Origin of the sequence: Flavobacterium sp. LMO6 (assembly GCF_009495795.1) — a bacterium.
In the GTDB taxonomy this organism is placed as follows: Bacteria; Bacteroidota; Bacteroidia; order Flavobacteriales; family Flavobacteriaceae; genus Flavobacterium.
Map to the genome: position 1 here is coordinate 24777 of NZ_WIBH01000014.1, position 24601 is coordinate 49377.

Here is a 24601-nt window from a genome sequence, read left to right on the forward strand (position 1 = left end):
AAGGAGAAGGTTCACGAAAGTGAGCCTTTTTTGTTTATAAATTATATGGGGTGTAATAATGTTTTGGTATTTTTGGCAAATATTTAAAATTAAAATTCATGAAGTTAAACATTCTTTTATTGCTTTTGATATCATCATTATTTTCCTCATGTGCATTAAAACCTATACAATCAGAATTCAAATTACAAAGAACGTTTTCTGATCCAGTAATAATTGGAGAATTTGATAATGGAAAAATATTAATATATAATGGAGCAGGATTTAATCATAAAATAGATAACTCATCATTTATAAATGTATGGATTAACAATAAACCTCTAGGGCAACTTATGTCAAATGAATTTGCCGTAATTTATTTATTACCTGGGAAATATGAATTCAAATTAGTTCACAAAGACATTAAAAATTTCACATCTATACATACAATTGAAATAGATAACGACACCAAAATAATTTGCGTAAAACCAACAATAACTTCAAACAAAGCTGAAATAACAAATATTATTCCTAATAACTTTCATTTATTTAGAAATATAATTAGACAAAAATAGCTATAAAAGGTTCGCGAAAGTGAGCTTTTTTTGTTTAAATCAATAATTTCAAAATAGATTAAAATAGTATATTTGAAGCAAGAAACATCAATTCATAAAAATGAAATTATTCACTCTTAAACTATTTTTTTTCCTGCTCCTAAACAACTTTTTTGCATTTTCTCAAGACCAAGAATGTATTATATACTTTAAAGATGGAACTTCTCTTGAAGGATATGGAATGCTAAAAATTGTAAATATTTTAGATCCTAAAGAGAAAATTAAATTTAGATTAACAAAAGAAGAAAAAGGTGATTTTTGGGATTTCGAAGACATTTCTAAAATTACATTTATTGGCTTTGAAATGACTAAAACATTTGAATATATAAAAACAAGCAAGTACGAATATCCTAAATTACTAGAAATTTTAGTTGATGGCGAAGTAAAACTTTATAGAAGCCCTGAAACTATAACCTATAGATTATATTTTGATAATAATGATCTAAGTAAAAACCCTTTTCCTAAAACTTCTGAAAAAATTATACAAAACAATTATTTAAAAAGAGATAAAGAAGAAATTGCAACTTGTATTGATTGCTATCCTTTAAAAAGTTGGGCAAAACAAGTTTCTGAATATTTTTCCGATTGTGAAACATTAGTATATGACCTCAAAAAACACAAATACACTTTTGCAGAACTTGAAGATGCTATTATTTTTTACAATGATTTTTGTTCGGAATAAAACAAAAAAGGTTCACTTAAGTAAACCTTTTTTGTTTAAATTTGAAAATAAAAATAATAAAATGCGTTATCTATTTATCATTTTAATAACTTCTATTTCCTTTGGACAATTAAAACCAAAAGATTTGACCCAATTAGAATTACTTCACAATTATGAAGAAATGATTGTTTCAACTTGTAATTATATTGGCGGAGTTAAAAACCTTGCAGAGTTCTGTTGTAACATTGATAAAGCAATCAAAGCAAACAGCAATAATGAAACTACTGTAAAAAAATTATATGAAATTTTTTTTAAAGCAAAAAAATGGGAAAAGAGAGAAATAAATGATAGAAGTTATCTAGGTGATGGTTACATAGAAAACCGATATATTATAACATACAATGCATTCAAAGATACTATTTATACATCAAAAAAAAATAGGAGTATTATTTACAAAGGTGGTTTATTTGAATATATAGATGAAAAACAAGAAATTAATAATGCTCTCGATGATGAATTAAAAGCATTTTTTAAAAGCAATTTTATTGAAAAAAAAGCAATTGTTGAAAATCTTAAAAATGATAGTTTAGATGTTTCATTAGTCTTATTGAACAATAAAAATTTATATAAAATTAAAATAAATGACTTTGAAAATAATTTTAAAAACTTTACTAATTACATAACAGATTCTACTTTACCATATTTCTCTGAAGAAGAATATTCAATTGAGAAAACATACAGATATTTCGATACAAATTTTTATTTTCGGGATGAAGAAAAGTTAAAATATTTTTCAATAAAAGACAAGATTGATGAAGATAAATTAAAGATTACAATCGACAATACAGCCCTTCAAATTGGAGATTCTTTAGAAAAATTCGAAGCTCACTTTAAGAATTCTATTCAAAAAGAAAAAGAAACAAAAAAACTTTATAACACTAGTAAATATGAAAATTATGATGTACTCATAACTTTTAAAAACAATAAAGGTTATTTGTTTTTAATTTTCTCTCCAAAAAATGAATTAATTGAAATTAACGTTTCATATAATTGAAAAAAATCTCACGTGAACATCTTGACCCGATAGCGAGGAATTGCATTGCGAGCCCTTCTAGCGCTAGCGTCATACCCGTGAACACAATGTAAAGCTGATAAAAAATCCCGAGTTTCCTCGGGATTTCCTCTTTATTCTATTTTCTAATTTCTTATTTCTTCTCTGGAATATTCTCTAAAATTTCCAAAACAAACTTCCAAAATTTCTGAGACGATTTAATCGATGCTCTTTCATCTGGACTGTGTGCGCCGTGAATGGTTGGTCCAAAAGAAATCATGTCCATGTTTGGATAATTCGTTCCTAAAATACCACATTCTAATCCGGCATGACACGCAACTACTTTTGGTTTTTCACCGTTTTGTTTTTCGTAAATTGAAGTTAAAACATCTAAAATTTCTGAGTTTACGTTTGGTGTCCAACCTGGATAACTTCCTCCAAATTCTACTTCGCAACCAAACAACTCATAAGCCGAACGCAAGCTATTTGCTAAATCCATTTTAGAACTTTCTACAGACGAACGCGTTAAATTCTGAATAGAAATTTGTCCTTCTTTTACAATTACGCGTGCAATATTATTTGAAGTTTCTACCAAGTCTTCCATGTCAGCCGACATTCTGTAAACGCCGTTGTGTGCTGCATAAATAGCTCGTAACAAACCTTCTTGTACGCCTAAATCCATTACTTTCGCTGGAACAGTATCGTTTTTAACAATCTCAATCGTTAAATTTGGTTCCATCGTTTTGAATTCGGTTTTGATGTCTCCAATTACTTCTTGCATGTCAAAAACAAAGGCTTCGTCATACATTTCAGCAATAATAACTTTCGCTACACTTTCTCTCGGAATCGCATTACGCAAACTTCCACCTGAAATTTCGGCAATTTGTAAACCAAAATTCTCAAATCCGTCAAATAACAAACGGTTCATGATTTTGTTTGCATTTCCTAATCCTTTATGAATATCCATTCCCGAGTGACCACCTTGTAAACCTCTCACAGTAATGGTGTAACCTACAGAAGCTTCTGGTGTTTCTTCTTCGTTGTAACCTCTTGTAGCGGTTACGTCAATTCCTCCCGCACAACCGATATCGATTTCATCATCTTCTTCGGTATCCATATTCAACAAGATTTCACCTTGTAACACACCGCCTTTTAAGTTCAAAGCACCTGTCATTCCGGTTTCTTCATCGATGGTAAACAAAGCCTCAATTGCTGGATGTTTAATATCTGTAGACTCTAAAATCGCCATAATCATCGCAACTCCTAGCCCATTGTCGGCGCCAAGTGTCGTTCCTTTTGCACGAACCCAATCGCCATCGACATACATATCGATTCCTTGTGTATCAAAATCAAAATTAGTGTCGTTATTTTTTTGGTGTACCATATCCAAATGTCCTTGAAGAACAATTGGTTTGCGGTTTTCCATTCCTGGCGTTGCTGGTTTGCGAATGATTACGTTTCTGATTTCGTCTTCAAACGTTTCTAATCCTAAACTGGTTCCGAAGTTTTTCATGAATTCAATCACACGCTCTTCTTTTTTAGATGGACGTGGTACCGCATTCAAATCGGCAAATTTATTCCAAAGTGGCTTTGGTTCCAGATTTCTAATTTCTTGGCTCATTATGTTAGTTTGTGTATTTTTTTGTTTCAGGTTTAAAGTTTCAGATTCAAGAAATGAAGTTTATTAACAGTTAATCTGCTTTTTTGCTTCTTCCCAAGGAACAAAATTTTCCATTTTTGAAGACGCTCTTCTTTCATCTAAAACAACTTTCATCTCTTCAGAAACGGAGATATCATTAACTACTGTTTCGTAATTAAACTTTTCAATCAATTTCATAAAGAAAGTCAATTCGTTATCCGGAATATTTAAAGTTATTTTTGTCATTATTCCTAATTTAAACAACAAATTTACAAAAAAAGAAATGCGCTATTCTATATTATTAGTTAATTTTATGGCAAATATAAATTCGTGAAAAGAAAATTCATCCTTCCCCTATTTTTATTAATCCAAATCATCGTTGTGAAAACGATTGGTTTGTTTCCTGATTTTGTAGAAAATTGGTACAGCAAAGGTTTTTATCCTAAATTGGCTTTCTTGTCGAGAAAAGCATTAGGTTGGTTACAATTTTCTTTTGGCGATGTAATCTATTTTATACTAATTTTACTCTTATTTCGATGGATTTGGAAGCACCGAATTGGTTTTTTCAAAGAATGGAAAAATAACGGATTGACGGTTTTGAGTTGGGTTTCTGTGTTTTATTTTTTCTTTCATATTCTTTGGGGTATGAACTATTACCGTATTCCACTACATGAAAAACTACAGATTGAAAAAGAATATTCGAAACAACAATTGGAGGTTTTTATTGAAAAAATGTTGATGAAAACCAATGCATTACAACTGCAAATCACTAAAAATGATTCGGTTGCGGTTGTGATTCCGTATTCGGATGAAGAAATTTACAATTTAGCTTTAAAAGGCTATAAAAAACTTCCAAACGATTTACAAGAATTTAATTATGCAAACAAAAGTATTAAATCTTCGCTGTTTAGTTATCCGTTGAGTTATATGGGATTTGGTGGTTATTTGAATCCGTTTACCAATGAAGCGCAAGTGAATTATTTAAAACCAAAATACACTTCACCTTTAACCACTTGCCACGAAATGGCGCATCAAACAGGAATTGGAAGTGAAAGCGAATGTAATTTCATCGGATTTGTAACGGCTTCAAAAAATGAAGATTTATATTTTCAATATTCGGCATACAGTTTTGCGTTGCGTTATGCGCTTAATAATTTGGAAGCCTTACAAGAAGGAAGTTCGAAGTCTTATGTGGAAAAAATTAATAAAGGTGTTTTGAAAAATTATCATGAAAATGAAATCTTTTGGGACCAATATCAAACACCAATCAACACTTTTTTTGAATATTTTTACGACAATTTCCTAAAAGCCAACCAACAAAAAGATGGCATGCAAGGCTATAGTAAATTTGTGGGATTAGCGATAGGTTATGAAAGAGGCAGTCTCAGTGATCAGTCACAGTAGTTCTCTATACTTTCTAATACTCGAACTGAAAACTGCGACTGCGACTGAACACTTATAACTCATCACTCGTAAAACTCACTTGATTTCTCTTTTTATACGGACGCATAATCAAACGTGCTTCTCTGTCAAAACGGATGTAATTGTACACCCAATTTAAGAAAACGACTGCTTTATTTTTGAATCCAATTAGCGAAAACAAATGCACAAACATCCACACAAACCAAGCAAAAACACCACTGAATTTGAATTTTGGTAAATCGACAACCGCTTTGTTTCTTCCTATGGTTGCCATCGAACCTTTATCTTTGTAAACAAAAGGTTTCAATTCTTTTTTATCTAATAATCGAACTAAATTTTCGGCTAACAATGTTCCTTGTTGCATTGCAGGTTGTGCCATCATAGGATGTCCTTGTGGATATTCATTTGAAGTCATTACCGCAATATCGCCAATCGCAAAAAGTTTATCATACCCTTCCACTTGATTGTATTGATTGACTTTAATTCTGTCTACATTTTTGATAAAACTATCCGCTTTTAAACCTTGAGGCAAAGCACCTTGCACGCCAGCTGTCCAAATTACAGTAGCCGAATCAAAGGATAAATCTGAATTGGTCGTCACTGTTTTTCCATCATAACCAGTTACACGAACATTTTTCCAAACGCTAACACCTAAATCCAACAGAAACTTTTCTGCTTTTTCTGAAGCATTTTCGCTCATCGTATTCAGAATTCTATCACCACTTTGAACGAGATTGATTTCCATTTTTCGAACATCTAAATCGGGATAATCTTTTGGAAGAATCGCTTTTTTCATTTCGGCTAAAGCTCCAGCAAGTTCCACTCCTGTTGGACCTCCACCTACTAAAACAAAATTCATCAAACTATGACGTTCGTCGATATCATTTGTTAATAAGGCTTGTTCAAAATTCTCCAAAATTAAACTACGAATATTCAACGATTGCGGAATGGTTTTCATTGCCATACTGTTGCGCTCAATTTCCTTATTCCCAAAATAATTGGTTTTGGAACCCGTTGCAATGACGAGATAATCATACTTTAATTCACCAATATCTGCAATTACTTTGTTGTTACTTGTATCAATTTCTCGCACTTCGGCCAATCTAAAATAAACATCTTTATATTCTTGAACAACTTTTCTAATTGGATAAGCAATTGAATCGGGTTCTAAACCACCAGTTGCTACTTGGTACATTAAAGGTTGGAAATTATGATAATTGTGTTTGTCTAATAAAACAACTTGCACATTTTTATTACGAAGTTTTTTTGCTAATGAAATTCCGGCAAAACCACCACCTATAATTACTATTCTTGGAAAACTACTACGAGGTATGTTCATTGTTACTTTTCTAGTCTTTCAAAGGTAAGAAATTTCAAGGTCAAGAACAAAAATCAATTGCAAAAATCAAATACAAGTTCAAGTATAATTACAAGTGCAACTACAAGTGCAAAATTGTATCATTTTAAAATTATTTTTTGAATATGCTTTAAACTTGAATTTTGAGTTTGCTCTTGTTATTGATTTTTAAACTTGCTCTTGTATTTGATTTTTGAGTTTGCTCTTGACATTGATTTTTGAATTTGCCCTTGCACTTGATTTTTGAATTTGCTCTTGTACTTGAATTTCATTTTCACTAAACTTGTAACAAATTATCCAAAACAACTACTTATTAATTATGAAATCAGAATCGGAAGCACTTTTTGTTCAACAACTCAAAGAAAATCAGAATATAATCCACAAAATTTGTCGATTGTATACTACTGATTCAGATGCGCATAACGATTTGTTTCAGGAAATTACGATTCAATTATGGAAAGCTTTTCCAAACTTCAGAGGGGATTCTAAATTTTCAACTTGGGCTTATCGAGTAGGACTTAATACTGCCATTACTTTATATCGAAAAAAGAAACGAAGCATTGATACCATTGAGTTTGATAGTACTTTTCATAAAGTAACACAAGACGATTATAACTTTGAAGAAGAAGAAAAATTAAAGCTTTTGTATAATGCCATTAGCGAATTGAATGATATTGAAAAAGCCTTAGTTTTCTTGTATTTAGAAGATAAAGATTATACAGAAATTTCTGAAACATTGGGAATTAGTGAAGTGAATGCACGGGTAAAAATGAACCGTGTAAAAGGGAAATTAAAAAAAATATTAAATCCGTAACTCATGGATGAATTAGATATATTAAAAAAAGACTGGAAAAAACAAGAAAGTTCGTTCCAACAAATAGGCGAAAAAGAAATTTACGGTATGCTACACAAAGGCTCTTCGTCTATTGTGAAGTGGATTTTGATTATAAGCATTTTAGAGTTTTTGATTTTAAGAATTTTAGATCTTTCCATTTTTTTAGATAATGATTATTCTAAAAGAATGAAAGAAAACCATATTTACGATTTTGAAAAAATTGTTACCATTTTTAATTTTGCAATTCTTCTTGTTTTTATATATTTTTTCTATCAAAATTTAAAAACAATAAATTCTTCTTCTTCCGTAAAAAAATTAATGCAAGACATCATTAATACTCGAAAAATTGTTAAGTATTATGTTTGGTATAATCTTGTATTGGTTGGTTTTACAAGTGCTATAGTGATTTATTTTCAATTCATGTACGATAAAAACATTAATCAATTATATGATAAATATGAGATGTTTTTTATCTTAGGTGGTTTTTTATTTGTATTAACCATATTGTTTCTATTTTGGCTATTCTACAAATTACTTTATGGAATTTTATTACGAAGACTTCAAAAAAATTACAACGAACTTAAAAAAATTGATTACTAATGAAAAAGCTATTCATTTCTCTTTTGACCTTACTTACAGGTTTGTCATTTTCTCAAGAATTAGAAAAAAGTTTACTTTGGAAAATATCGGGTAATGGGTTAAAACAAGATTCTTTCTTGTATGGAACAATTCATATTACTTGCGATGCTTCTTTAGACAAGAACACTTTAAATGCATTAGAAAAAACAGAACAATTGTGTTTAGAACTCGATATGGATGACAAATCGATGCAAATGCAAATGATGAAGCATATGATGATGAAAGATGGTGTTAAATTATCTGCTTTATTAAATGAAGAAGATTTTAAAGTGGTTGATGCCTTTTTGAAAAAAAACTTAAATATGTCTGCAAAGATGTTTGATGGCTTTAAACCTTTCATAGTGACTACAATGCTTTATCCTAAAATGCTAGATTGTTCTTTTCAATCGGTTGAAAGTGAGTTAATGAAAATAAGTAACGAACAAAAGGAAGAAGTTTTTGGATTGGAAACAGTAGAGGATCAAATGGAAGTTTTTGATAATATTTCCTATGAAATACAAGCTGCCGAATTAGTAAAAATGGCTAAAAGTGATTTACAAAAAGATAAAGACGAATTGAGCAAAATGATGAAAATCTATCAAAGTAAGGATATTGAAGGAATGCTTAAAATGATGGATGATTCTGACAATAAAATAACATCAGACAACCAAGATGTTCTGTTAACCAATAGAAACAAAAATTGGATTTCAAAAATGTCTGAAATAATGATGCAAAAACCAACATTCTTTGGCGTAGGTGCTGCGCATTTAGCTGGAGAAGAAGGCGTAATAAAACTATTACGAAAAAAAGGATATAAAGTAGAAGCCGTTCAATAAAAAAAGAGGCAATGCCTCTTTTTTTATTAGTATTTCCACATTCTTTCTCTGTCTAATTTTGCTTCTTCTTCTAAAACTTCGGCAGGAATAACTTTTAATAAAGAAGGATGTTGTTCAATTGCAAATTCAATCATTTCTACCACTTCATCTACCGTTGCTGTTTCGTAATCAATTTTTAAAGGTTCTTTAATTACCATAGATTGTAAAATACCTTTCTTCTTAATCATCAATCCTTTTCGGTCAAAAGAACGACGGAAACCATCAATTACAATTGGAACTACAATAGGTTTATGTTGTAAAATAATATGTGCTGTTCCTTTTCTTACAGGTTTAAAAGAACGCGTTGTTCCTTGCGGGAAAGTAATTACCCAACCATCTTCTAAAGCAATCTTAATATTTTCTGTATCGTTTGGATTAACTTCTTTTTTTTCTGTCACATCTTTTCCTTTAGCTCTCCATGTACGCTCTACAGTAATTGCTCCTGCATAGGCTAAGATTCTAGGCAACAAACCTTCTTGCATGGTTTCTTTTGCTGCAACATAATACATGTTTAGTTTAGGATTCCACAAATAAAATACATTTTTAATGTTATTCTCTCTTCCTTTTAGACTTGCATTAAACACATGAAACATGGCTACAACATCAGCAAAATAAGTTTGATGATTCGATATAAATAACACATTAGTATCTGGCAAACTTCTAATAATTTCAGATCCTTCGATTTGCAATTGATTAAAATTTCGATAACGTCTGTGTGTTAAAAAACCCGCTATTCGAATTAGCCAAGTCTTTAAAAACAATATATGTCCAAAAGGATTTCTCTTAAATAATCCCATAATTATGATCTTTTTTTATCAAAACAAGAAAGCAAAAGTAGTAAAATAGTGCATTTTAAAAAGAAAAAAGAGTAAAAACATAATTAAAAATAAATCTAAAGTAAAGCGCTTTTAATAGTTTCCTTTAATTCGCTCATCATCATGGCAGTTGCTCCCCATACAATATATTTATCCACCATAAACGCAGGAACCTCTATATCAACAGCATATGAAGTTGACATTCTTGTTTTAGTAATACTTTTTTCGTCTAAAAAGTCGGCAACAGGAAATTCTAACACTCTTTTAACTTCTTCTAAATCAGGAATAAAAATTAATTCTTCATGAGAAATTCCCATAAAAGGTGCTACAAGAAAATTACTTGGAGGAATGTAAATTTCGCTAAAAGTCTTAATAATTTGAACTTTATTAGGATGCACGCCTACTTCTTCATGTGTTTCCCTTAGAGCAGTTTGCTTTAAATCAATATCATATTCTTCAACTTTTCCTCCAGGAAAACCAATTTGGGAAGAATGAACCCCAGGATAAGTATTCCTGACAATTAAAGCTAAATGTGCAATACTATTTTTAGGATAAAAAAGCATTAAAACAGCTGCTTTTCTTGGATTATTATTTATATAATTTTCCTCTTTTAAATAAGAAATTCGTTCTAAAGGAGCCATTTTTGCATGCGCATCTGTAGAAAGCAGTTTTTCTTTTTCTATCTTTGGAATATATTTAATAAAATCTGTAAAAAGCATTTTAATTAATTTAATCAAACTTAAAGGTAATTAAAATTTTACAAGAAACTCACATTCATCAAAATTATATGTTTAGTAAAGAAGAAGCACTTCAAATAAAAAAAGATTTTTGGATCGCATTTGCAGAAGAATATCCAAGAAAATGGTTATTATACAACACTAAAATTAAAGATGTTACTTTTAAATTTTATGTAGACAATAAAAAAGCACAAGTTTTATTAGATATAGAACCAAAAGACGAAGAAAAACGTAAGATATATTATGAGAAAGTGGAATCGTTAAAAAACATTTTAATAGAAGATTATCTAGAAGATGCAATTTTTGAGCGCAATTTTTATTTAGAAAACGGAAAAATTATTAGTCGTGTTTGGGTTGAAAAAACAGGAATAAGCATTAATAATAAAAATACATGGAATAGTGTTTTTGAGTTCTTTGAAGCAAAAATGGACGCTTTTGAACGTTTTTTCTATGAAAATGAAGACTATATTAAAGATTTGGAAATTAATACCTAAAACTAATGAGTTCTCAATTAAAATATTGGTTTTTACACGATCACAAACTTTTTAAAAGTCTAAGCTTTTCAGAAATTGATGCATTGTGTATTCTTAAAAAATTTCAAAAATCTAAAAAGTCAGAAATAATTGAATTACCACAAAGCGATAAAGAGAGAATTTTCTTTTTAAAAAAAGGCTCTCTAAAATTAATTCGATTAACCGAAGAAGGTGATGAAATTTTACAAGACATCATACAAAAAGGGGATATTTTTGGTGAAATTGGCTTAGAAAAAAACAATGCAGAATCAGAATTTATTAAAGTAGTTTCTGAAGAAGCAATACTATGTACTTTTTACAGAGATAAACTGGAAGAAATCATGCTTCAAAAACCGGATTTTGCACTTACCTATATTAAATTTATGGGTTTTCAATTCAATAAAATTCAAAATAGTTACAAGAATATTTTTTTTAAAGATGCAAAGTCTCGATTGATATTATTTTTAGTTTCATTAATTGAAAAAGAAGAAAAAGTATCAAAATCTTTCGTTATTCCGAACTTTTTAACTCAAAAAGATATTGCTCAATTGATTTGTACTACAAGACAAACAGTAATTTCATTAATGAATGAACTGCACAAAGAACAGTTAATTGAATACATTGATAAAAACATTATAATTTCTGATGTAGAAAAAATAAAAAAGTTAGCTGAAAATGTAAAATAGCTTACATTTTACTTCTTTGAACCACAATACATTTGTCGAATAAACTTAAATTATTCAACAATGAAAAAATTCTTATACGTATTCGTATTATTAGTCGTTCATATTTCACTTTATTCGCAAAATCAATCTGAAAGAATAAAACACTTCAATTTAGAGAACGGAATTGCAATCAAAGGCTATGATCCTGTTTCCTATTTTTTAAATGATGTTAAAATGGGCGACAAAAAAATTTCAGTAAAACATCAAGGTGCCACCTATTATTTTTCATCACAAAAAAACAAAGAATTATTTTTAAAATCACCAAGCAAATACGAGCCTCAATATGGAGGTTGGTGCTCTTTTGCAATGGGAGATTATGGAGAAAAAGTGGAAATTGATCCCAAAACATTTAAAATTTTAGACGGAAAATTATATCTTTTTTACAATGCTTATTTCAACAATACACTAAAAAGTTGGAACAAAAATGAAAAGAATTTAAAAAGCAAAGCAGATCTAAATTGGGCTGAAACTCTAAAAAAATAACTTATGAAAACCCTAAAAAGAATTTCTTGGACATTACGCATTACGATAGCAATTATATTTTTGCAAACACTTTACTTTAAATTTACAGCTCATCCAGATTCTGTTCATATTTTTTCAAGTTTAGGTTTAGAACCATACGGACGTATTGGCGTTGGAGTATTTGAATTAATTACGGCACTACTACTTTTGATAAATAGTACAAAAATAATGGGAATGGTTTTGTCGTTAAGTGTAATATTTGGGGCCGTTATATCACACTTATTGGTAATTGGAACAGAGGTTAAAGGTGATGGCGGAAGTTTATTTCTTTTGGCAATTATTGTTTTCATTGGAAGTTTAATTTTACTAATTTTACACAAAACAGAATTAAATGAGCAATTAAAAAAAATACTAAAAAAGAAAAACCAATGAAAAAAATATTTTTATTACTTATTGCAGTTACACTTCAGTCGTGTCAATCACAAAACAAAGAAACTAAACCTATGAATTCAAATTCAAAAAAAACAGATGCTGAATGGAAAGCAGAACTAACTCCAGAACAATATGAAGTTTTAAGAAAAAAAGGGACAGAAAGAGCCTTTACTGGTGAATATTATGACCATTTTGAAAAAGGAAAATACGTTTGTGCCGGTTGCGGAAATGATTTATTTACCTCTGACACAAAATTTGATTCGCACTGTGGCTGGCCATCATTTGACAAAGCTATTAAAGGTTCTGTTGTTTATGTTCAGGATTTGAGCTATGGAATGGTAAGAACTGAGGTTTTATGTGCTAAATGTGACGGCCATTTAGGTCATATTTTTGATGATGGTCCGAAAGAAACTACAGGTCAGCGTTTTTGTATGAATTCTGTTTCTATAAAATTTGTTCCAGAAACAAAGTAAGAACATGTTGGTAGAAAACATAAAAAATAACCTCTGCGAAAACATCGAATTACTTCGTCAACTTACAAATGACGAATATTCACATAAAAATACTGAATTAAGCAATGCTACCATTGGCGAACACATGCGTCATATTATTGAGTTGTTTGAATGTTTGCTAGATAATTATGACTTTGGATTCGTTAATTACGATAATAGAAAACGTGATTTAATCCTTCAGACCGATGTAAATGAGGCGCTTTCAAAAATTGAAAAAATTCTAGTAGAAATAGACAAGCCAAATAAATCGCTTTCATTAGTTCATAATTGTTACAGCACTTCTGAAACATTATCCACTAATTATTTTAGAGAATTGGTTTATAATTTAGAACACAGTATTCATCATCAGGCTTTAATAAAAGTTGTAGTACTTCGATTACCGCATATTAAAGTTGCCAGTTCCTTTGGAATAGCACCATCAACACTTGAATATCGAAGACAATGTGCACAGTAACATATATTCCAACAAAAAACGGATGTATTATTACTTCTAACAGAGATGAGAAAATTGCACGAGAAAAAGCAATTTCTCCTCAAGAATACGAAATTGAAGGCGAAAAAATAATTTTTCCTAAAGACCCAAAAGCTGGCGGAACTTGGATGGCGCATACTAATAGTAAAATTATTGTTTTACTTAATGGTGCAAAAGAAAAGCATATTTCTAAGAGCAATTATAAGAAAAGTAGAGGTTTAATTGTAATTGAATTAATGACTTCAAAAAACACTTTAAACCATTGGCAAACAATAGATTTAAAAGATATTGAACCTTTCACAATTGTATTATTTGAAAACAATAATTTAATACAATTACAATGGGACGAAATAGAAAAAAGCAAAGAATTAATCAATGAAAATGAATTTCATATTTGGTCTTCTTCTACGCTATATTCTAAAGAAATTAGAGCACAAAGAAAAAATTGGTTTGATAATTTTTTAAAATCAACAAGTAGCCCAAAAGCTAATGAAATTCTAAATTTTCATCAATTTACAGAGTCGGAAAATAAAGAATTTGGATTGCAAATTAATCGAAATAACCAACTAAAAACAGTTAGTATTACGCAATGTTTGGTTACAAATTCAAAAATAGAAATGACTTATCTGGATTTATTCAATTAAAAGAATGACAAAATTTAATATTTTCCTTCATAAACTAATCAATTGGGAATATTGGCCTTATCAAGTAGTCTATTTTCCGGTGTATTTTCAATATTTATTTTATGCGGCTAAAACGCGCTCTTTTTTTTATTTTAATGCCTCAAATCCAACTATTAAAAATGGTGGCTTTTTTATGGAATCAAAAAAAGAAATTTATGATTTAATTCCACCTACTTTTTACCCAAAAACGATTTTAGTAAATTCTGATGAAAATTTTGAAACTATTGTTCATAAAATTAATTCTGAAAACATCCAATTCCCTTTAATTGCAAAACCAGATATAGGTTTAAGAGGAACAGCCGTAAAAAAAATTCATAACACAAAAGAACTCGAAGCCTATTTTCAAAAAGCAAAATTTAATATTTTAATTCAAGACTTAATTCCGTACGAAAATGAAATTGGTCTGTTTTATGTAAAATTACCTAATCAACCTGGAAAAATAACCGGAATCGTATCTAAAGAATTTATGATTGTAACTGGAAATGGAAAAAATACAATTCGCGAATTATTACATCAAGATAAACGGTATTTATTGCAATTAGAAACGTTAGAAGAAGAATACAAAGACAAATTAAACACGGTTTTAAAAGACCAAGAAAGTATTAATTTAGTTCCTTACGGAAATCATTGCAGAGGAACAAAATTTGTTGATGCTAGTCATGAAATTACAGCAGAAATGACGGCTAATTTTAATACCATTTGTAACCAAATTGAAGGTTTTTATTTTGGAAGAATGGATATTATGTTTTCTAATTTTATCGACTTAGCAAAAGGGATAAACTTTCAAATTGTAGAAATTAACGGAGCTATTAGCGAGCCAACCCATATGTACGACCCTAAACACAGTCTGTTTTTTGGTTGGAAAGAACTTACACGTCATTTTCATTACATGTATCTTATTAGTAAAGAAAACAGAAAAAATGGAGCTAAATTCCTAACCTTCAAAGAAGGCGTTTCTGAATTTAAAAAGCATCATAAACATTACGATACTATTTTAGATTTTTAATTTTTTTAAAATGTTAAAAAACAATTATTTTTAAGAAAATAAGGACAAAAAATAGAAATAAAATTTATATTTGATTAAATTTTATTTCCACATGAAAAACTTATTTTTATCGCTTTTAATCATTGGATGTTCCAATGTTTTTTCTCAGTCAAAAAGAGACTATTCTTTTGCTTATTCAACTGATTCAATTATTAGCACCGCATTTGGATATTACCAAAAAGAACAATACAGCAATGCTATAACTGAATTTAAGAAAATCGCAAAAACCGATCCTAAATATTTAGTTGCGCAATATGAAATAGCACTTGCGTTATTTTCTGACAATAAAAAGGAAGAACTTTTAAATCATTTAGAAACGTTATATAAAGAGGACAAGATGAAAGATTATCCTTCATTATATACCCTATTTGGTACTTATTATAGCGATGAAAAAGAATACGATAAAGCAGAAAAAATATTTAACGAAGGAGCTCAATATTTAAGTAATTCATCGAATTTCTTATACAACCAAGCTATTTTATATTTAAGAAAAGAAGACAATCAAAAAAGTGCAGATATCTTAAAAAAAGCCATAACAATTAATCCTAATTTAGCCTCTGGACATTATTTTTTAGGTGCTATTGCACTAGAAAACGGTAACATTGTAGAAGGTAGTATGGCGTTATTAAGTTATTTAGCTATTGCTCCTAACGGAAAATTTGCACAAGAAGCCATTTTAAAATTAAATAAAAAATTTGGCGAAAATTATCTAATAAAAGGAAATGTTGTTTTTTCTAAAAGTGGTGATAATTATGAAGAATTAGAAACCATTTTAAGAAATCAATTACCATTAAGAAAAGCGTACAAACTTAAAACGGATATTGACGATGTAATTATGCGCCAAATGCAAGCCGTTATGGAGTATAGTTTAGAACACAAAATGGGAAATGGCTTTTTTGAAACTACCTACATGCCTTGGATTAAAGATGTTGTAATTAAAAAACAATTCGTTGGCTTTAGTTATTACATGCTTATTGGACTTGAAGAACAATTAGGAAAAGAAATTAGTAAACACAAAAAAGAAATTACAACTTTCTACGAAAAGTACTACATGGTCGATTTTTGGAATCAGTTTGCAAAAAGAAATGTAGAGCATTTTGGTAAAACCGAAGAAGTTGTAGTTTACTTAAATGACGGAAAACCATTCATTTTAGGTCCTGTTGTAAACAATAAAAAAGAAGGAAAATTTAAACTTTTAGGTGAAAATGGTAATATTGAAGGCGAGTTAAATCTAAAGAATGATGAATTAGATGGGTTGCAGAAATATTTCGATGAAAAGGGTAACCTTGAAATGGAAAAAATGTATGCTGCAGGAAAATTAAATGGAGAAAAAAAAGAATACTATTCTAATGGAAACATAAGCGTTATTGAAAACTATAAAGATGACGTTCTTCACGGACTAAGCAGCACTTTCCATGTGAACGGAGGAAAAAATTGCGAACTTAACTTTACAAATGGCGAAAGAGATGGTGCTTTAACATGTTATTATCCTAACGGAACTAAAAGTAGCGTAATTACTTATGCAAATGGAGAATTAAACGGTTCTTATATATTATACAACGAGCTTGGTGATATTACGGTTTCAACAACATACAAAAATGGTGAAATTGATGGAAAATATATGCAATATTTTGACGGTAAAATTGTAAAAGCTGAAGGAAATTACGCTAATGGTAAAATTTTAGGTAGCTATAAAAAATACTATTCAAATAACAAATTAGAATTTGAAAGTTTTTATATCAATGGAAAAATTTCAAAAACTATTAACTATTTCTACAATGGCTTAACCTCTTCTGAATTACTATTTAACGATAAAGAAGAATTAGAATCATACAGTTATTTTAATCCAAAAGGAGAAAAATACTTTGAAGAAAAATACAAAGGAGGCGAATTAAAATCAGGCCTTCAATATTCTGCTACAAATCCTAAACCTGTTGAAATAAATTTAACTAAAAAAGCGTTTACTATTTCTAGCTTAGAAAATAACAAACAAATAACGGGTTTCTTTGAAAAAGGCAAAAAAACAGGCGAATGGAATTACTTCTTTACAAATGGAAATTTAAAATATAAAGAAAGCTATTCAAATGGAAATCAAACAGGATTAGCTTATGCTTACAATTATAGAGGCCAATTACGATCGATTTCAAACTATGAAAATGACGCGTTAAATGGCGTTTATGAAATTTATGATAGTGGCGTTTTAAATGAAGTATCTTATTATTCAAACGGAACACAAAACGGACCATATCAAACTTTTTATGCAGATGGAACGTTAAAAGTAGACGGTTTTATTGTTGACAACGAGGTCAATTACTCTAAAACAACCTACAGACAATCTGGAAAGCTTTCTCAGATTTCTAAATTCATCGAAGGTGAAATTATTTATACAGAAAGCTACGATAGTAATGGCAAAAAAGAATTTGAATTAGATTATAAAAATAAAACGGGTAAAGTAAATTTAAATCTTAGCAACGGTGCTACGACTCAGGAATTCGAAATGGTGAATGGAAATTACAATGGAAAATTTACTTCAAAAGATAAATTAGGTAATATAATTTCAGATTTTCAATATGTTAACGGAAGAATTAATAATAATTACAAACACTACAGTCCATTCGGAACTTTAATGTTTGAAAGAAATTACTATTGTGGTTTAATTAATGGTATCGATTCTCAATATGATTTAGTAGGTAATTTAAGAATTACTAGCGAATATTCATTTGGAAATGAAAACGGAAAAACAATTCGATACTACCACAACAAGGCTAAAATGTTTGAATATAATGAATTAGATGGTCTAACAGATGGTGAATACATCTACTATAATCAAAAAGGGGAACCAATTTTAAAAGTAGATTATGAAAGCAATGCTTTAGTAAGTTATGCTACTTTAAATAAAACAGGTGGATTTTCAGAAAAAATAAAAACACCTACTGAAAGTGCCGACATAACGTCAACGTATTCAAATGGTAAAACAGCTATAAAAGTTAACTTTGTAAAAGGTGTTCCTCATGGAAAATTATCGGTATTTAATGCGGAAGGAAAAGTAGAATACGAAGCAAATTACAAAAATGGTTTGTTTGAAGGAGAAAGAACAGAGTATTATACAAATGGTAAAGTATACAAAAAAGAGAATTTGAAAAATGGTGATTTTGAGGGCACTCACACTTACTTTAAAGAAGACGGAAAACCATGGTTAACAGCAAATTATAAAAATGATGAGCTTCATGGCGACTTATTAATTTATACAAACGGTGTTTTAACACTAACTAAAAAATACGATTCAGATGAATTGGTTGAAATCATTAAATAAAAAAGCAGTTGCTTGTATGCTTATCGGATTATCTTCGATAGGCGTGCATGCACAACTCACTTTTGAAGACTACAAAAAAGAATATCCCGACTTTAACGAAGTTGTACTTCTAGATTATCAAGGGTATGATATTTCTATTGAAAACAAAAAGTTAAAAATCATTCAAAATACTTCTTTTGAATCGATGATACTTTCACAAAACGGAATTCACAATAACGAGGAATCTTTTACTTATTCTGAATTGGTTAAATTGCTAGAATATGATGCTTTTTCTATTGTAAATTCGAAAGGAAAAGAGAAAAAAATTAAGGTAACTCAATCAACTGAAAAAAACTCTAGTAGCCGATCTGTTTTTTATGACGACATTAAAGAAAGACAACTTATTTTTCCAAATTTAGAAACCGGAGCAAAAAAAGTTTACAATTACAAACGCGAATTTGTTGACCCTTTTCTACTTCACAAATACATGTTCATTGGTGGATTTCCTATAAAAAACGCAACATTTGAAGTAAAAACCGATAAAAATGTAAATATTGGCTATAAAATCTTTAACGATCCAAATAATACAATTGAATTTAAGAAAACGGAAGTAAAAGGTAAAACTGTTTACACCTGGACATTAAGAGATGTAAAAGCATTCAAATTTGAATCAAATAGTCCTGGCATATTACATTCCGCACCACATATAGACATATATGTTAAAGATTACACCATAAACAATAACAAAACCGTTGTTTTAGACGATATTGCTTTATTGCATAAATACTATCAAGGTTTTGTAAACCAACTGAATAAAAAAGAATGCATCGATTTAAAAAAAATCACTAAAGAAATCACAAAAGATAAAAATTCAGATGAAGAAAAAATTAAGAGCATATTTTATTGGGTAAAAGACAACATTAAATATGTAGCTTTTGAAAATGGTTATGAAGGTTTTATTCCAAGAGAAGCATCATTGGTTTTCGAAAGAAAATTTGGTGACTGTAAAGACATGGCCAATATAATTGTTTCAATGGCAGAATATGCTAACATTAAAGATGTAAACTTATGTTGGATTGGAACAAGAGAAATACCTTATTCCTATACAGAATTAGCTACACCTGCAGTTGACAATCATATGATTGCTTCTTATAAAAAAGGAGACGAATATATTTTTTTAGATGCTACCGATAGAGAAACTCGCTACGGAATTCCAACTTCTTTCATACAAGGTAAAGAAGCGCTAATTAACAACGGAACAGAATTTAAAATTGTAAAAGTTCCGGTTGTAGCTGCTGTTAAAAATCAAGTAGACGACATTGTTAAAGTTCAAATTAAAGATGGAAAGTTAATAGGTAGCGGAAGAATGGAATTTAATGGTTTTAATAGAAGTATGACTTTAATGCAAATTGGAGATGCATCTGGCAAAACCCGTTTCGAAATGATCAAAAGTTTGGTTTTAAAAGGAAATAATAAATTCAATCTAAATTCATATACCGAAGAAAATATTAGCAATCGCGATTTACCATATAATGTAAATTACGAATTTGAATTAGATAACTATTTAATTAAAGTGGATAAAGAACTATACCTAAATCCATTTTTACACAAAATATTCGAAAAAAATCCAATCCAAAAAGACCGAAATACAGGATATGATTTTGAAATCGTTTCTTTCTTTAATTCAGAATTCGAATTTGAAATTCCTGCTAATTACAAAGTAAAGTACATTCCTAATAATTTTGAATTAGATAACGAGCTACTAAAAGTAGGAACTGTTTTCACTGAAAACAATAATAAAATGGTAGTCAAATTTACATTTGAAGTTAAAAAATTGGTAATAGAACCAAGCGATTTTGAATTGTGGGATGAAAGCATCAAAAAAATGAAAAGCAATTATAGCGAAACTTTAATTTTAACCGAAAAATAATAATCCAATTCAAATGAGAAATCTAATAACTAAAAGCATTCTTGTTTTATTTCTGTGTCAAATTAATACTATTTTAGCACAAGACTATACCTTTAAAGATTACCAATGGGAACAAAAACCAGCAGCCTTTTTGGCACCAGAACAATATAAAAATGAAAACGAACTAATTGTAAGTCGTACTATTAAAATTGAAGTGGTTACAGATAAAAACGGACCTAAACAATACTACTTACTTCACGATAAAATCTTTATTAATTCTGACGATGCTATAGAAAAAAACAACAAAATATACTTACCCTTTAGTCTAAATGAAAGTGTTGTTAAAAATGAAGCGCGTGTTATTTTAAAAAGTGGTAAAATAATTACTTTAGACAAAAAAGACATAAAAGAAGAAGTAGATGAAGAACGTGGAGTTAAATACAATTATTTTGCAATTAACGGATTAGAAAAAGGAGCCGTAATTGAAAAAATATTCGTTTTAGAAGAATCACCAGAACTAAATGGTAAAACATTTAGAATGCAAGATGATTTACCTATTATGGATATTAATTTCGAATTAATTCATCCAAATCATTTGGTATTTAAAACAAAAGGATACAATAATTTATCAGGAGCAGTAATAGACGATAAAATATTTAAAGATAAAATATCTATTTCCGTAAAAGAAACAAATGTTCCTAAATTAGAAGATGACGAAAAATATTCTAACTGGAAAGCCAATATTAAACACTTTAGATACAAATTAGATGCAAATTTATACAATGGCTCTAAAAATTTATACAACTACAAAGAATTTGCTTCTAACGTATTCGAAAGATTCAACACGGAATTAGACAAAAAAAGTCAAAAAGCTGTTGATGAATTTTGTAAAACAATTCCAAAATCTAATGATTTACAAGAACAAATTTGGAATATCGAAAACAAGGTCAAAAAAACAATTCCTTACAACCGTTATTTTGATACAAAAGAAAATTTAGCAGAAGTTATTAAAACCAAGCAAGCCAATCAAACCGAAACATTAGCTCTTTACTTAGCTATTTTCAAATATTTTAAAATTGAAAACCAAATTGTATTTGCTTCAAATCGTTATGATATTGCATTTGATCCTGAATTTGAAAGTTATGAAAATTTAGATGAGTTATTATTCTTTTTCCCATCTATAAACAAATTTATGACACCTACAGAAATTGAATACAGAATTCCATTAATTCCAAACATATTAGCAAACAATTATGGTCTTTTCATAAAAGGAAAAGAATTTGCAGGCGTTAAAATGGGGATTGGAGAAGTTAACTTTATTCCAATACCAGGTGTTGAAATAACACACGATGTTATGAATATCACAATCGATTTTACAAAAGATATTGAAAACCCTACCATTACAGACGAAATATCGTTTGGAGGTTATGCTGCATTAAATTTCCAACCAATTAAAGACTTTGCCCCTGCAGAACAATATAAAGAAATTTTAAAAAGTATAGCAGAAAACTATACCATTCAAGAAGAATACACTTCGTTAACAACTGAAAACGATGGAACAGAATTCATAGGAAAAAAACCTTTCGTTTTAAAAGCAACTTTTGAAGGAAAAGATTTAGTACAAAAAGCGGGAGAAAATTATTTATTCTCAGTAGGTAAAACAATTGGTTCACAAATGGAATTATATCAAGAAAACAAACGTATGATGCCGGTAGAAATCGATTATCCTCACTCCTATTTACGTAAAATTAAAATAATATTACCAAAAGGAGTAACAGTTAAAAATTTAGAGAAATTTAACATGAGCCATAAAACAGACATTAATGGCAAAACAGAAGCTACCTTTGTAAGCAATTACAAGACAGATGGAGATGAAATTCTAATTGAGAATACAGAATTCTATAATATTATTAATTATCCTTTAGAACACTTCGATTCGTACAAAGCAGTTGTCAATGCTGCCGCCGACTTCAACAAAATAGTCATCGTACTAAATAAGTAAAACATGAAATCCGACTTCACAAGAGTCGGATTTTTTTATATCTAAAAGTGATTATACCTATGACCATTTCCCACTATTGAAAATAAAATGAGTAAATCATTACAATTATGATAGCAATACAATCGTTATTTTTATTATTTTCGTGATGAAATGAAGTTTTATACAAGTATAAATACAATGGTAAAGAATACCAAGACGAGTTAGGGCTTAACATGTACGATTACGGAGCGAGGAATTATGACCCTGCGTTAGGTAGATGGATGAACATTGACCCTCTGGCGGAGAAATATAATAATTTTAGCCCTTATGTTTATGTGTACAATAGTCCATTAAAATTTATAGACCCTGATGGAAAAGAAGGTATCGTTATTTCAGGTTCTCCTGGAAATCATGGAAATGAAAAACATTTTTTAATTAATGGGTTAGATAGAGCTAAAGCAGCTAAAGGCAAAACACAAAGTGAAGACGAGAAAGTTACTTGGATAGTTTATAATGACCCTAAAGGTGGTTTTAGTAAAGAAATAATTTCTGAGTATAGTAAAAAAGCAAGTAAACTTGGTATAGAATTTAAAGTTGTTTCGAGTTCTGATGATATAGTTGACTATATAAACAATAAAACTGGGGGTGATAGTCGTTCTAAAGATAAGATTACAAGTTTTTATTATCTTGGTCACGCTACTCCAGGGGACTTAGATGTAGGTTATGCTGGTTCGGGTGATTACTTAGAGCCAGGTGATGATTTTAACAGTGAAGCTTTTTCTAGCGGTGCGTGGATTAATGTTGTAGGTGGTTGTAGAACTGCTGTCGATGGAAATCTAATTGGTGAGCCATCTGTTGTCGACCAGTTTGTCGGATTAGTTGATTCTAAATCTACTGTTAATGGCTCAAGTGTAAAAGTTGATTACCCTGCAGGAGTTCGAACTGATACCCAATTAGTAAACTATACAGATGAAAATGGAAAAAAAGTGGAAGGTGAAATTATAACAAAAAAAGGAACTAAAAATTAAGTCATGTCAAAAATCAAAATTTTACTCATATTCTTGTTTATATTAACTGTATCATTAGTTTATTTTTGTTTTAATCCAATTGTCATTGACAATAGAAATTATAATATTAGTTATATTAATCAATATTTAGTTTTTGAAGAAAATGTTAAAATTTTAAAAAACATTGATTTTTCAAAAAAAGAAATAAAAGCAATTTTGTTGATTAAAGATGATATTAATTTATCTAATAAAATTAAAAAAGGCAAAGTTCTTGTTACTAATGATATTGAAATTATTAAACAAATTAAAAATAATTGGAATTTCACAAAAACTAATGGAGATATTTCTACAGTTGAAAATGAGCTATTTATTTACGAAAATGAAAAATTAATTTTAAGAACATTTATTGTGCTTGATGATAGTGTTGATAGTAATATCAATGGTATTCAAAATACTGAGTTGGGTTGGCTATCATCAAATTATGATATTATAGAGCAATGTAGTAAATTTAAAAGAGTATATTTTCCAATCATATTGTTGTAAATGAGATAATTAAAAGGGTAATGTCCCGATCGCTCGGATATGTTCAACGGTCGATAGCGCGGAAATGCTTTCCGTGCCCACAAAGTAATTAAAATAGAATTAGTTAATTAGTTCGCAAAAAAATAAACGGCAATTGCTATATGATTCAGAAATACCGTTTTTGTAATAGTAAAAACAAAAAAACCAGACCGTTCGGATATATCAATGCAACGATTGCGCGGAAATGCTTTCCGTGCCCACAAAGTAATTAAAATAGGATTAGTTAATTGGTTCGCAAAAAAAAAACGGCATTGCTATATGATTCAGAAATGCCGTTTTTTTTAATAGTAAAAACAATAACCACCTCTAATAGAGGTGGTTATTGTTTTTAGTCCCATCGAGACGATATATTGAAAACAAAAAAGCCTGTCTAAATTAGACAGGCTT

General features: G+C 29.4%; 24 protein-coding genes and 1 pseudogene. 20 read left to right on the forward strand and 5 right to left on the reverse strand.

Going from position 1 to position 24601, the window contains the following annotated elements:
- Window positions 1–98: 98 nt before the first annotated feature.
- From GFJ99_RS12420 to GFJ99_RS12430, 3 genes are all read left to right on the forward strand, one after another.
- Window positions 99–551, forward strand: coding sequence for a hypothetical protein (locus tag GFJ99_RS12420; RefSeq protein ID WP_153209239.1), 453 nt, complete (start codon window positions 99–101; stop codon window positions 549–551).
- A 100-nt stretch (window positions 552–651) separates the two neighbouring features.
- Window positions 652–1272, forward strand: a complete 621-nt coding sequence (locus GFJ99_RS12425; protein WP_153209241.1) for a hypothetical protein — start codon at window positions 652–654, stop codon at window positions 1270–1272.
- Window positions 1273–1333: 61 nt separating this feature from the next.
- The gene (locus tag GFJ99_RS12430) at window positions 1334–2305 is read left to right on the forward strand and encodes a hypothetical protein (protein ID WP_153209243.1); all 972 of its coding nucleotides are present in this window, start codon (window positions 1334–1336) and stop codon (window positions 2303–2305) included.
- Between the two features lie 151 nt (window positions 2306–2456).
- Here the strand turns inward: GFJ99_RS12430 and GFJ99_RS12435 are convergent, their stop codons facing one another.
- Both GFJ99_RS12435 and GFJ99_RS12440 read right to left on the reverse strand, forming a co-directional pair.
- Window positions 2457–3923, reverse strand: a complete 1467-nt coding sequence (locus GFJ99_RS12435) for an aminoacyl-histidine dipeptidase (protein WP_153209245.1) — start codon at window positions 3921–3923, stop codon at window positions 2457–2459.
- A 63-nt stretch (window positions 3924–3986) separates the two neighbouring features.
- On the reverse strand, window positions 3987–4187 hold the full coding sequence (locus GFJ99_RS12440; RefSeq protein WP_153209247.1) for a hypothetical protein: 201 nt from the start codon (window positions 4185–4187) through the stop codon (window positions 3987–3989).
- A gap of 135 nt (window positions 4188–4322) precedes the next feature.
- On the opposite strand from GFJ99_RS12440, the gene GFJ99_RS12445 reads away from it, so the two are divergent.
- Complete coding sequence (locus tag GFJ99_RS12445; RefSeq protein WP_162523973.1) at window positions 4323–5345, forward strand: DUF3810 domain-containing protein; 1023 nt, start codon at window positions 4323–4325, stop codon at window positions 5343–5345.
- Window positions 5346–5397: 52 nt separating this feature from the next.
- Here the strand turns inward: GFJ99_RS12445 and GFJ99_RS12450 are convergent, their stop codons facing one another.
- Window positions 5398–6702 carry an NAD(P)/FAD-dependent oxidoreductase gene (locus GFJ99_RS12450; RefSeq protein ID WP_153209249.1) on the reverse strand — a complete coding sequence of 435 codons (1305 nt, stop codon included), beginning with the start codon at window positions 6700–6702 and terminating at the stop codon, window positions 5398–5400.
- 337 nt (window positions 6703–7039) lie between these two features.
- On the opposite strand from GFJ99_RS12450, the gene GFJ99_RS12455 reads away from it, so the two are divergent.
- From GFJ99_RS12455 to GFJ99_RS12465, 3 genes are read left to right on the forward strand one after another with little or no spacing between them, the layout of a single operon-like run.
- Entirely contained in the window at window positions 7040–7534 is a 495-nt protein-coding gene (locus GFJ99_RS12455) for an RNA polymerase sigma factor (RefSeq protein ID WP_008256960.1), read from the forward strand.
- A 3-nt stretch (window positions 7535–7537) separates the two neighbouring features.
- Window positions 7538–8155: a hypothetical protein gene (locus GFJ99_RS12460; protein ID WP_008256957.1), complete on the forward strand. Its 618-nt coding sequence runs from the start codon at window positions 7538–7540 to the stop codon at window positions 8153–8155.
- Entirely contained in the window at window positions 8155–9009 is an 855-nt protein-coding gene (locus GFJ99_RS12465; protein WP_153209251.1) for a TraB/GumN family protein, read from the forward strand. The genes GFJ99_RS12460 and GFJ99_RS12465 overlap by 1 nt, the downstream gene beginning before the upstream one ends.
- Window positions 9010–9035: 26 nt before the next feature.
- Here the strand turns inward: GFJ99_RS12465 and GFJ99_RS12470 are convergent, their stop codons facing one another.
- Window positions 9036–9845, reverse strand: coding sequence for a 1-acyl-sn-glycerol-3-phosphate acyltransferase (locus tag GFJ99_RS12470; protein ID WP_153199792.1), 810 nt, complete (start codon window positions 9843–9845; stop codon window positions 9036–9038).
- 95 nt (window positions 9846–9940) lie between these two features.
- Window positions 9941–10582, reverse strand: a complete 642-nt coding sequence (locus GFJ99_RS12475; protein ID WP_153209253.1) for a CoA pyrophosphatase — start codon at window positions 10580–10582, stop codon at window positions 9941–9943.
- Window positions 10583–10650: 68 nt separating this feature from the next.
- Here GFJ99_RS12475 and GFJ99_RS12480 point away from each other — a divergent pair, with 68 nt between their 5' ends.
- The 13 genes and pseudogenes from GFJ99_RS12480 (at window position 10651) to GFJ99_RS12540 (ending at window position 24175) form a co-directional block, all read left to right on the forward strand.
- Window positions 10651–11094 carry a DUF4268 domain-containing protein gene (locus tag GFJ99_RS12480; RefSeq protein ID WP_153209254.1) on the forward strand — a complete coding sequence of 148 codons (444 nt, stop codon included), beginning with the start codon at window positions 10651–10653 and terminating at the stop codon, window positions 11092–11094.
- A 5-nt stretch (window positions 11095–11099) separates the two neighbouring features.
- Window positions 11100–11798 (forward strand): Crp/Fnr family transcriptional regulator, encoded by a 699-nt coding sequence (locus tag GFJ99_RS12485; protein ID WP_153209267.1) that lies wholly within the window; start codon window positions 11100–11102, stop codon window positions 11796–11798.
- Window positions 11799–11858: 60 nt separating this feature from the next.
- Complete coding sequence (locus tag GFJ99_RS12490; RefSeq protein ID WP_153209269.1) at window positions 11859–12320, forward strand: YHS domain-containing (seleno)protein; 462 nt, start codon at window positions 11859–11861, stop codon at window positions 12318–12320.
- A 3-nt stretch (window positions 12321–12323) separates the two neighbouring features.
- The gene (locus GFJ99_RS12495; protein ID WP_153209271.1) at window positions 12324–12731 is read left to right on the forward strand and encodes a DoxX family protein; all 408 of its coding nucleotides are present in this window, start codon (window positions 12324–12326) and stop codon (window positions 12729–12731) included.
- Window positions 12728–13204 (forward strand): peptide-methionine (R)-S-oxide reductase MsrB, encoded by a 477-nt coding sequence (gene msrB / locus GFJ99_RS12500; protein WP_203228793.1) that lies wholly within the window; start codon window positions 12728–12730, stop codon window positions 13202–13204. The genes GFJ99_RS12495 and msrB overlap by 4 nt, the downstream gene beginning before the upstream one ends.
- A 4-nt stretch (window positions 13205–13208) precedes the next feature.
- Window positions 13209–13697, forward strand: coding sequence for a DinB family protein (locus GFJ99_RS12505; RefSeq protein WP_153199786.1), 489 nt, complete (start codon window positions 13209–13211; stop codon window positions 13695–13697).
- Window positions 13685–14359 carry an NRDE family protein gene (locus GFJ99_RS12510; protein WP_153209273.1) on the forward strand — a complete coding sequence of 225 codons (675 nt, stop codon included), beginning with the start codon at window positions 13685–13687 and terminating at the stop codon, window positions 14357–14359. The genes GFJ99_RS12505 and GFJ99_RS12510 overlap by 13 nt, the downstream gene beginning before the upstream one ends.
- A 4-nt stretch (window positions 14360–14363) precedes the next feature.
- Complete coding sequence (locus GFJ99_RS12515; RefSeq protein ID WP_153209275.1) at window positions 14364–15404, forward strand: D-alanine--D-alanine ligase; 1041 nt, start codon at window positions 14364–14366, stop codon at window positions 15402–15404.
- 91 nt (window positions 15405–15495) lie between these two features.
- Window positions 15496–18756, forward strand: a complete 3261-nt coding sequence (locus tag GFJ99_RS12520) for a toxin-antitoxin system YwqK family antitoxin (protein WP_153209278.1) — start codon at window positions 15496–15498, stop codon at window positions 18754–18756.
- Window positions 18731–20665, forward strand: a complete 1935-nt coding sequence (locus tag GFJ99_RS12525) for a DUF3857 domain-containing protein (RefSeq protein ID WP_153209280.1) — start codon at window positions 18731–18733, stop codon at window positions 20663–20665. The genes GFJ99_RS12520 and GFJ99_RS12525 overlap by 26 nt, the downstream gene beginning before the upstream one ends.
- Before the next feature lie 13 nt (window positions 20666–20678).
- Window positions 20679–22646: a DUF3857 domain-containing protein gene (locus GFJ99_RS12530; RefSeq protein WP_153209281.1), complete on the forward strand. Its 1968-nt coding sequence runs from the start codon at window positions 20679–20681 to the stop codon at window positions 22644–22646.
- 176 nt (window positions 22647–22822) lie between these two features.
- A pseudogene (locus GFJ99_RS13915) lies at window positions 22823–23653 on the forward strand (RHS repeat-associated core domain-containing protein); the annotation flags it as partial.
- Between the two features lie 3 nt (window positions 23654–23656).
- Window positions 23657–24175: a hypothetical protein gene (locus GFJ99_RS12540; RefSeq protein ID WP_008256931.1), complete on the forward strand. Its 519-nt coding sequence runs from the start codon at window positions 23657–23659 to the stop codon at window positions 24173–24175.
- The last annotated feature ends 426 nt before the right edge of the window (window positions 24176–24601 follow it).

Bases quoted from the DNA above. Each gene is read 5' to 3' on its own strand.
- GFJ99_RS12420 (WP_153209239.1), top strand. From the start codon at position 99: ATGAAGTTAAACATTCTTTTATTGCTTTTGATATCATCATTATTTTCC.
- GFJ99_RS12425 (WP_153209241.1), top strand. From the start codon at position 652: ATGAAATTATTCACTCTTAAACTATTTTTTTTCCTGCTCCTAAACAAC.
- GFJ99_RS12430 (WP_153209243.1), top strand. From the start codon at position 1,334: ATGCGTTATCTATTTATCATTTTAATAACTTCTATTTCCTTTGGACAA.
- GFJ99_RS12435 (WP_153209245.1), bottom strand. From the start codon at position 3,923: ATGAGCCAAGAAATTAGAAATCTGGAACCAAAGCCACTTTGGAATAAA.
- GFJ99_RS12440 (WP_153209247.1), bottom strand. From the start codon at position 4,187: ATGACAAAAATAACTTTAAATATTCCGGATAACGAATTGACTTTCTTT.
- GFJ99_RS12450 (WP_153209249.1), bottom strand. From the start codon at position 6,702: ATGAACATACCTCGTAGTAGTTTTCCAAGAATAGTAATTATAGGTGGT.
- GFJ99_RS12455 (WP_008256960.1), top strand. From the start codon at position 7,040: ATGAAATCAGAATCGGAAGCACTTTTTGTTCAACAACTCAAAGAAAAT.
- GFJ99_RS12460 (WP_008256957.1), top strand. From the start codon at position 7,538: ATGGATGAATTAGATATATTAAAAAAAGACTGGAAAAAACAAGAAAGT.
- GFJ99_RS12465 (WP_153209251.1), top strand. From the start codon at position 8,155: ATGAAAAAGCTATTCATTTCTCTTTTGACCTTACTTACAGGTTTGTCA.
- GFJ99_RS12470 (WP_153199792.1), bottom strand. From the start codon at position 9,845: ATGGGATTATTTAAGAGAAATCCTTTTGGACATATATTGTTTTTAAAG.
- GFJ99_RS12475 (WP_153209253.1), bottom strand. From the start codon at position 10,582: ATGCTTTTTACAGATTTTATTAAATATATTCCAAAGATAGAAAAAGAA.
- GFJ99_RS12480 (WP_153209254.1), top strand. From the start codon at position 10,651: ATGTTTAGTAAAGAAGAAGCACTTCAAATAAAAAAAGATTTTTGGATC.
- GFJ99_RS12485 (WP_153209267.1), top strand. From the start codon at position 11,100: ATGAGTTCTCAATTAAAATATTGGTTTTTACACGATCACAAACTTTTT.
- GFJ99_RS12490 (WP_153209269.1), top strand. From the start codon at position 11,859: ATGAAAAAATTCTTATACGTATTCGTATTATTAGTCGTTCATATTTCA.
- GFJ99_RS12495 (WP_153209271.1), top strand. From the start codon at position 12,324: ATGAAAACCCTAAAAAGAATTTCTTGGACATTACGCATTACGATAGCA.
- msrB (WP_203228793.1), top strand. From the start codon at position 12,728: ATGAAAAAAATATTTTTATTACTTATTGCAGTTACACTTCAGTCGTGT.
- GFJ99_RS12505 (WP_153199786.1), top strand. From the start codon at position 13,209: ATGTTGGTAGAAAACATAAAAAATAACCTCTGCGAAAACATCGAATTA.
- GFJ99_RS12510 (WP_153209273.1), top strand. From the start codon at position 13,685: ATGTGCACAGTAACATATATTCCAACAAAAAACGGATGTATTATTACT.
- GFJ99_RS12515 (WP_153209275.1), top strand. From the start codon at position 14,364: ATGACAAAATTTAATATTTTCCTTCATAAACTAATCAATTGGGAATAT.
- GFJ99_RS12520 (WP_153209278.1), top strand. From the start codon at position 15,496: ATGAAAAACTTATTTTTATCGCTTTTAATCATTGGATGTTCCAATGTT.
- GFJ99_RS12525 (WP_153209280.1), top strand. From the start codon at position 18,731: ATGAATTGGTTGAAATCATTAAATAAAAAAGCAGTTGCTTGTATGCTT.
- GFJ99_RS12530 (WP_153209281.1), top strand. From the start codon at position 20,679: ATGAGAAATCTAATAACTAAAAGCATTCTTGTTTTATTTCTGTGTCAA.
- GFJ99_RS12540 (WP_008256931.1), top strand. From the start codon at position 23,657: ATGTCAAAAATCAAAATTTTACTCATATTCTTGTTTATATTAACTGTA.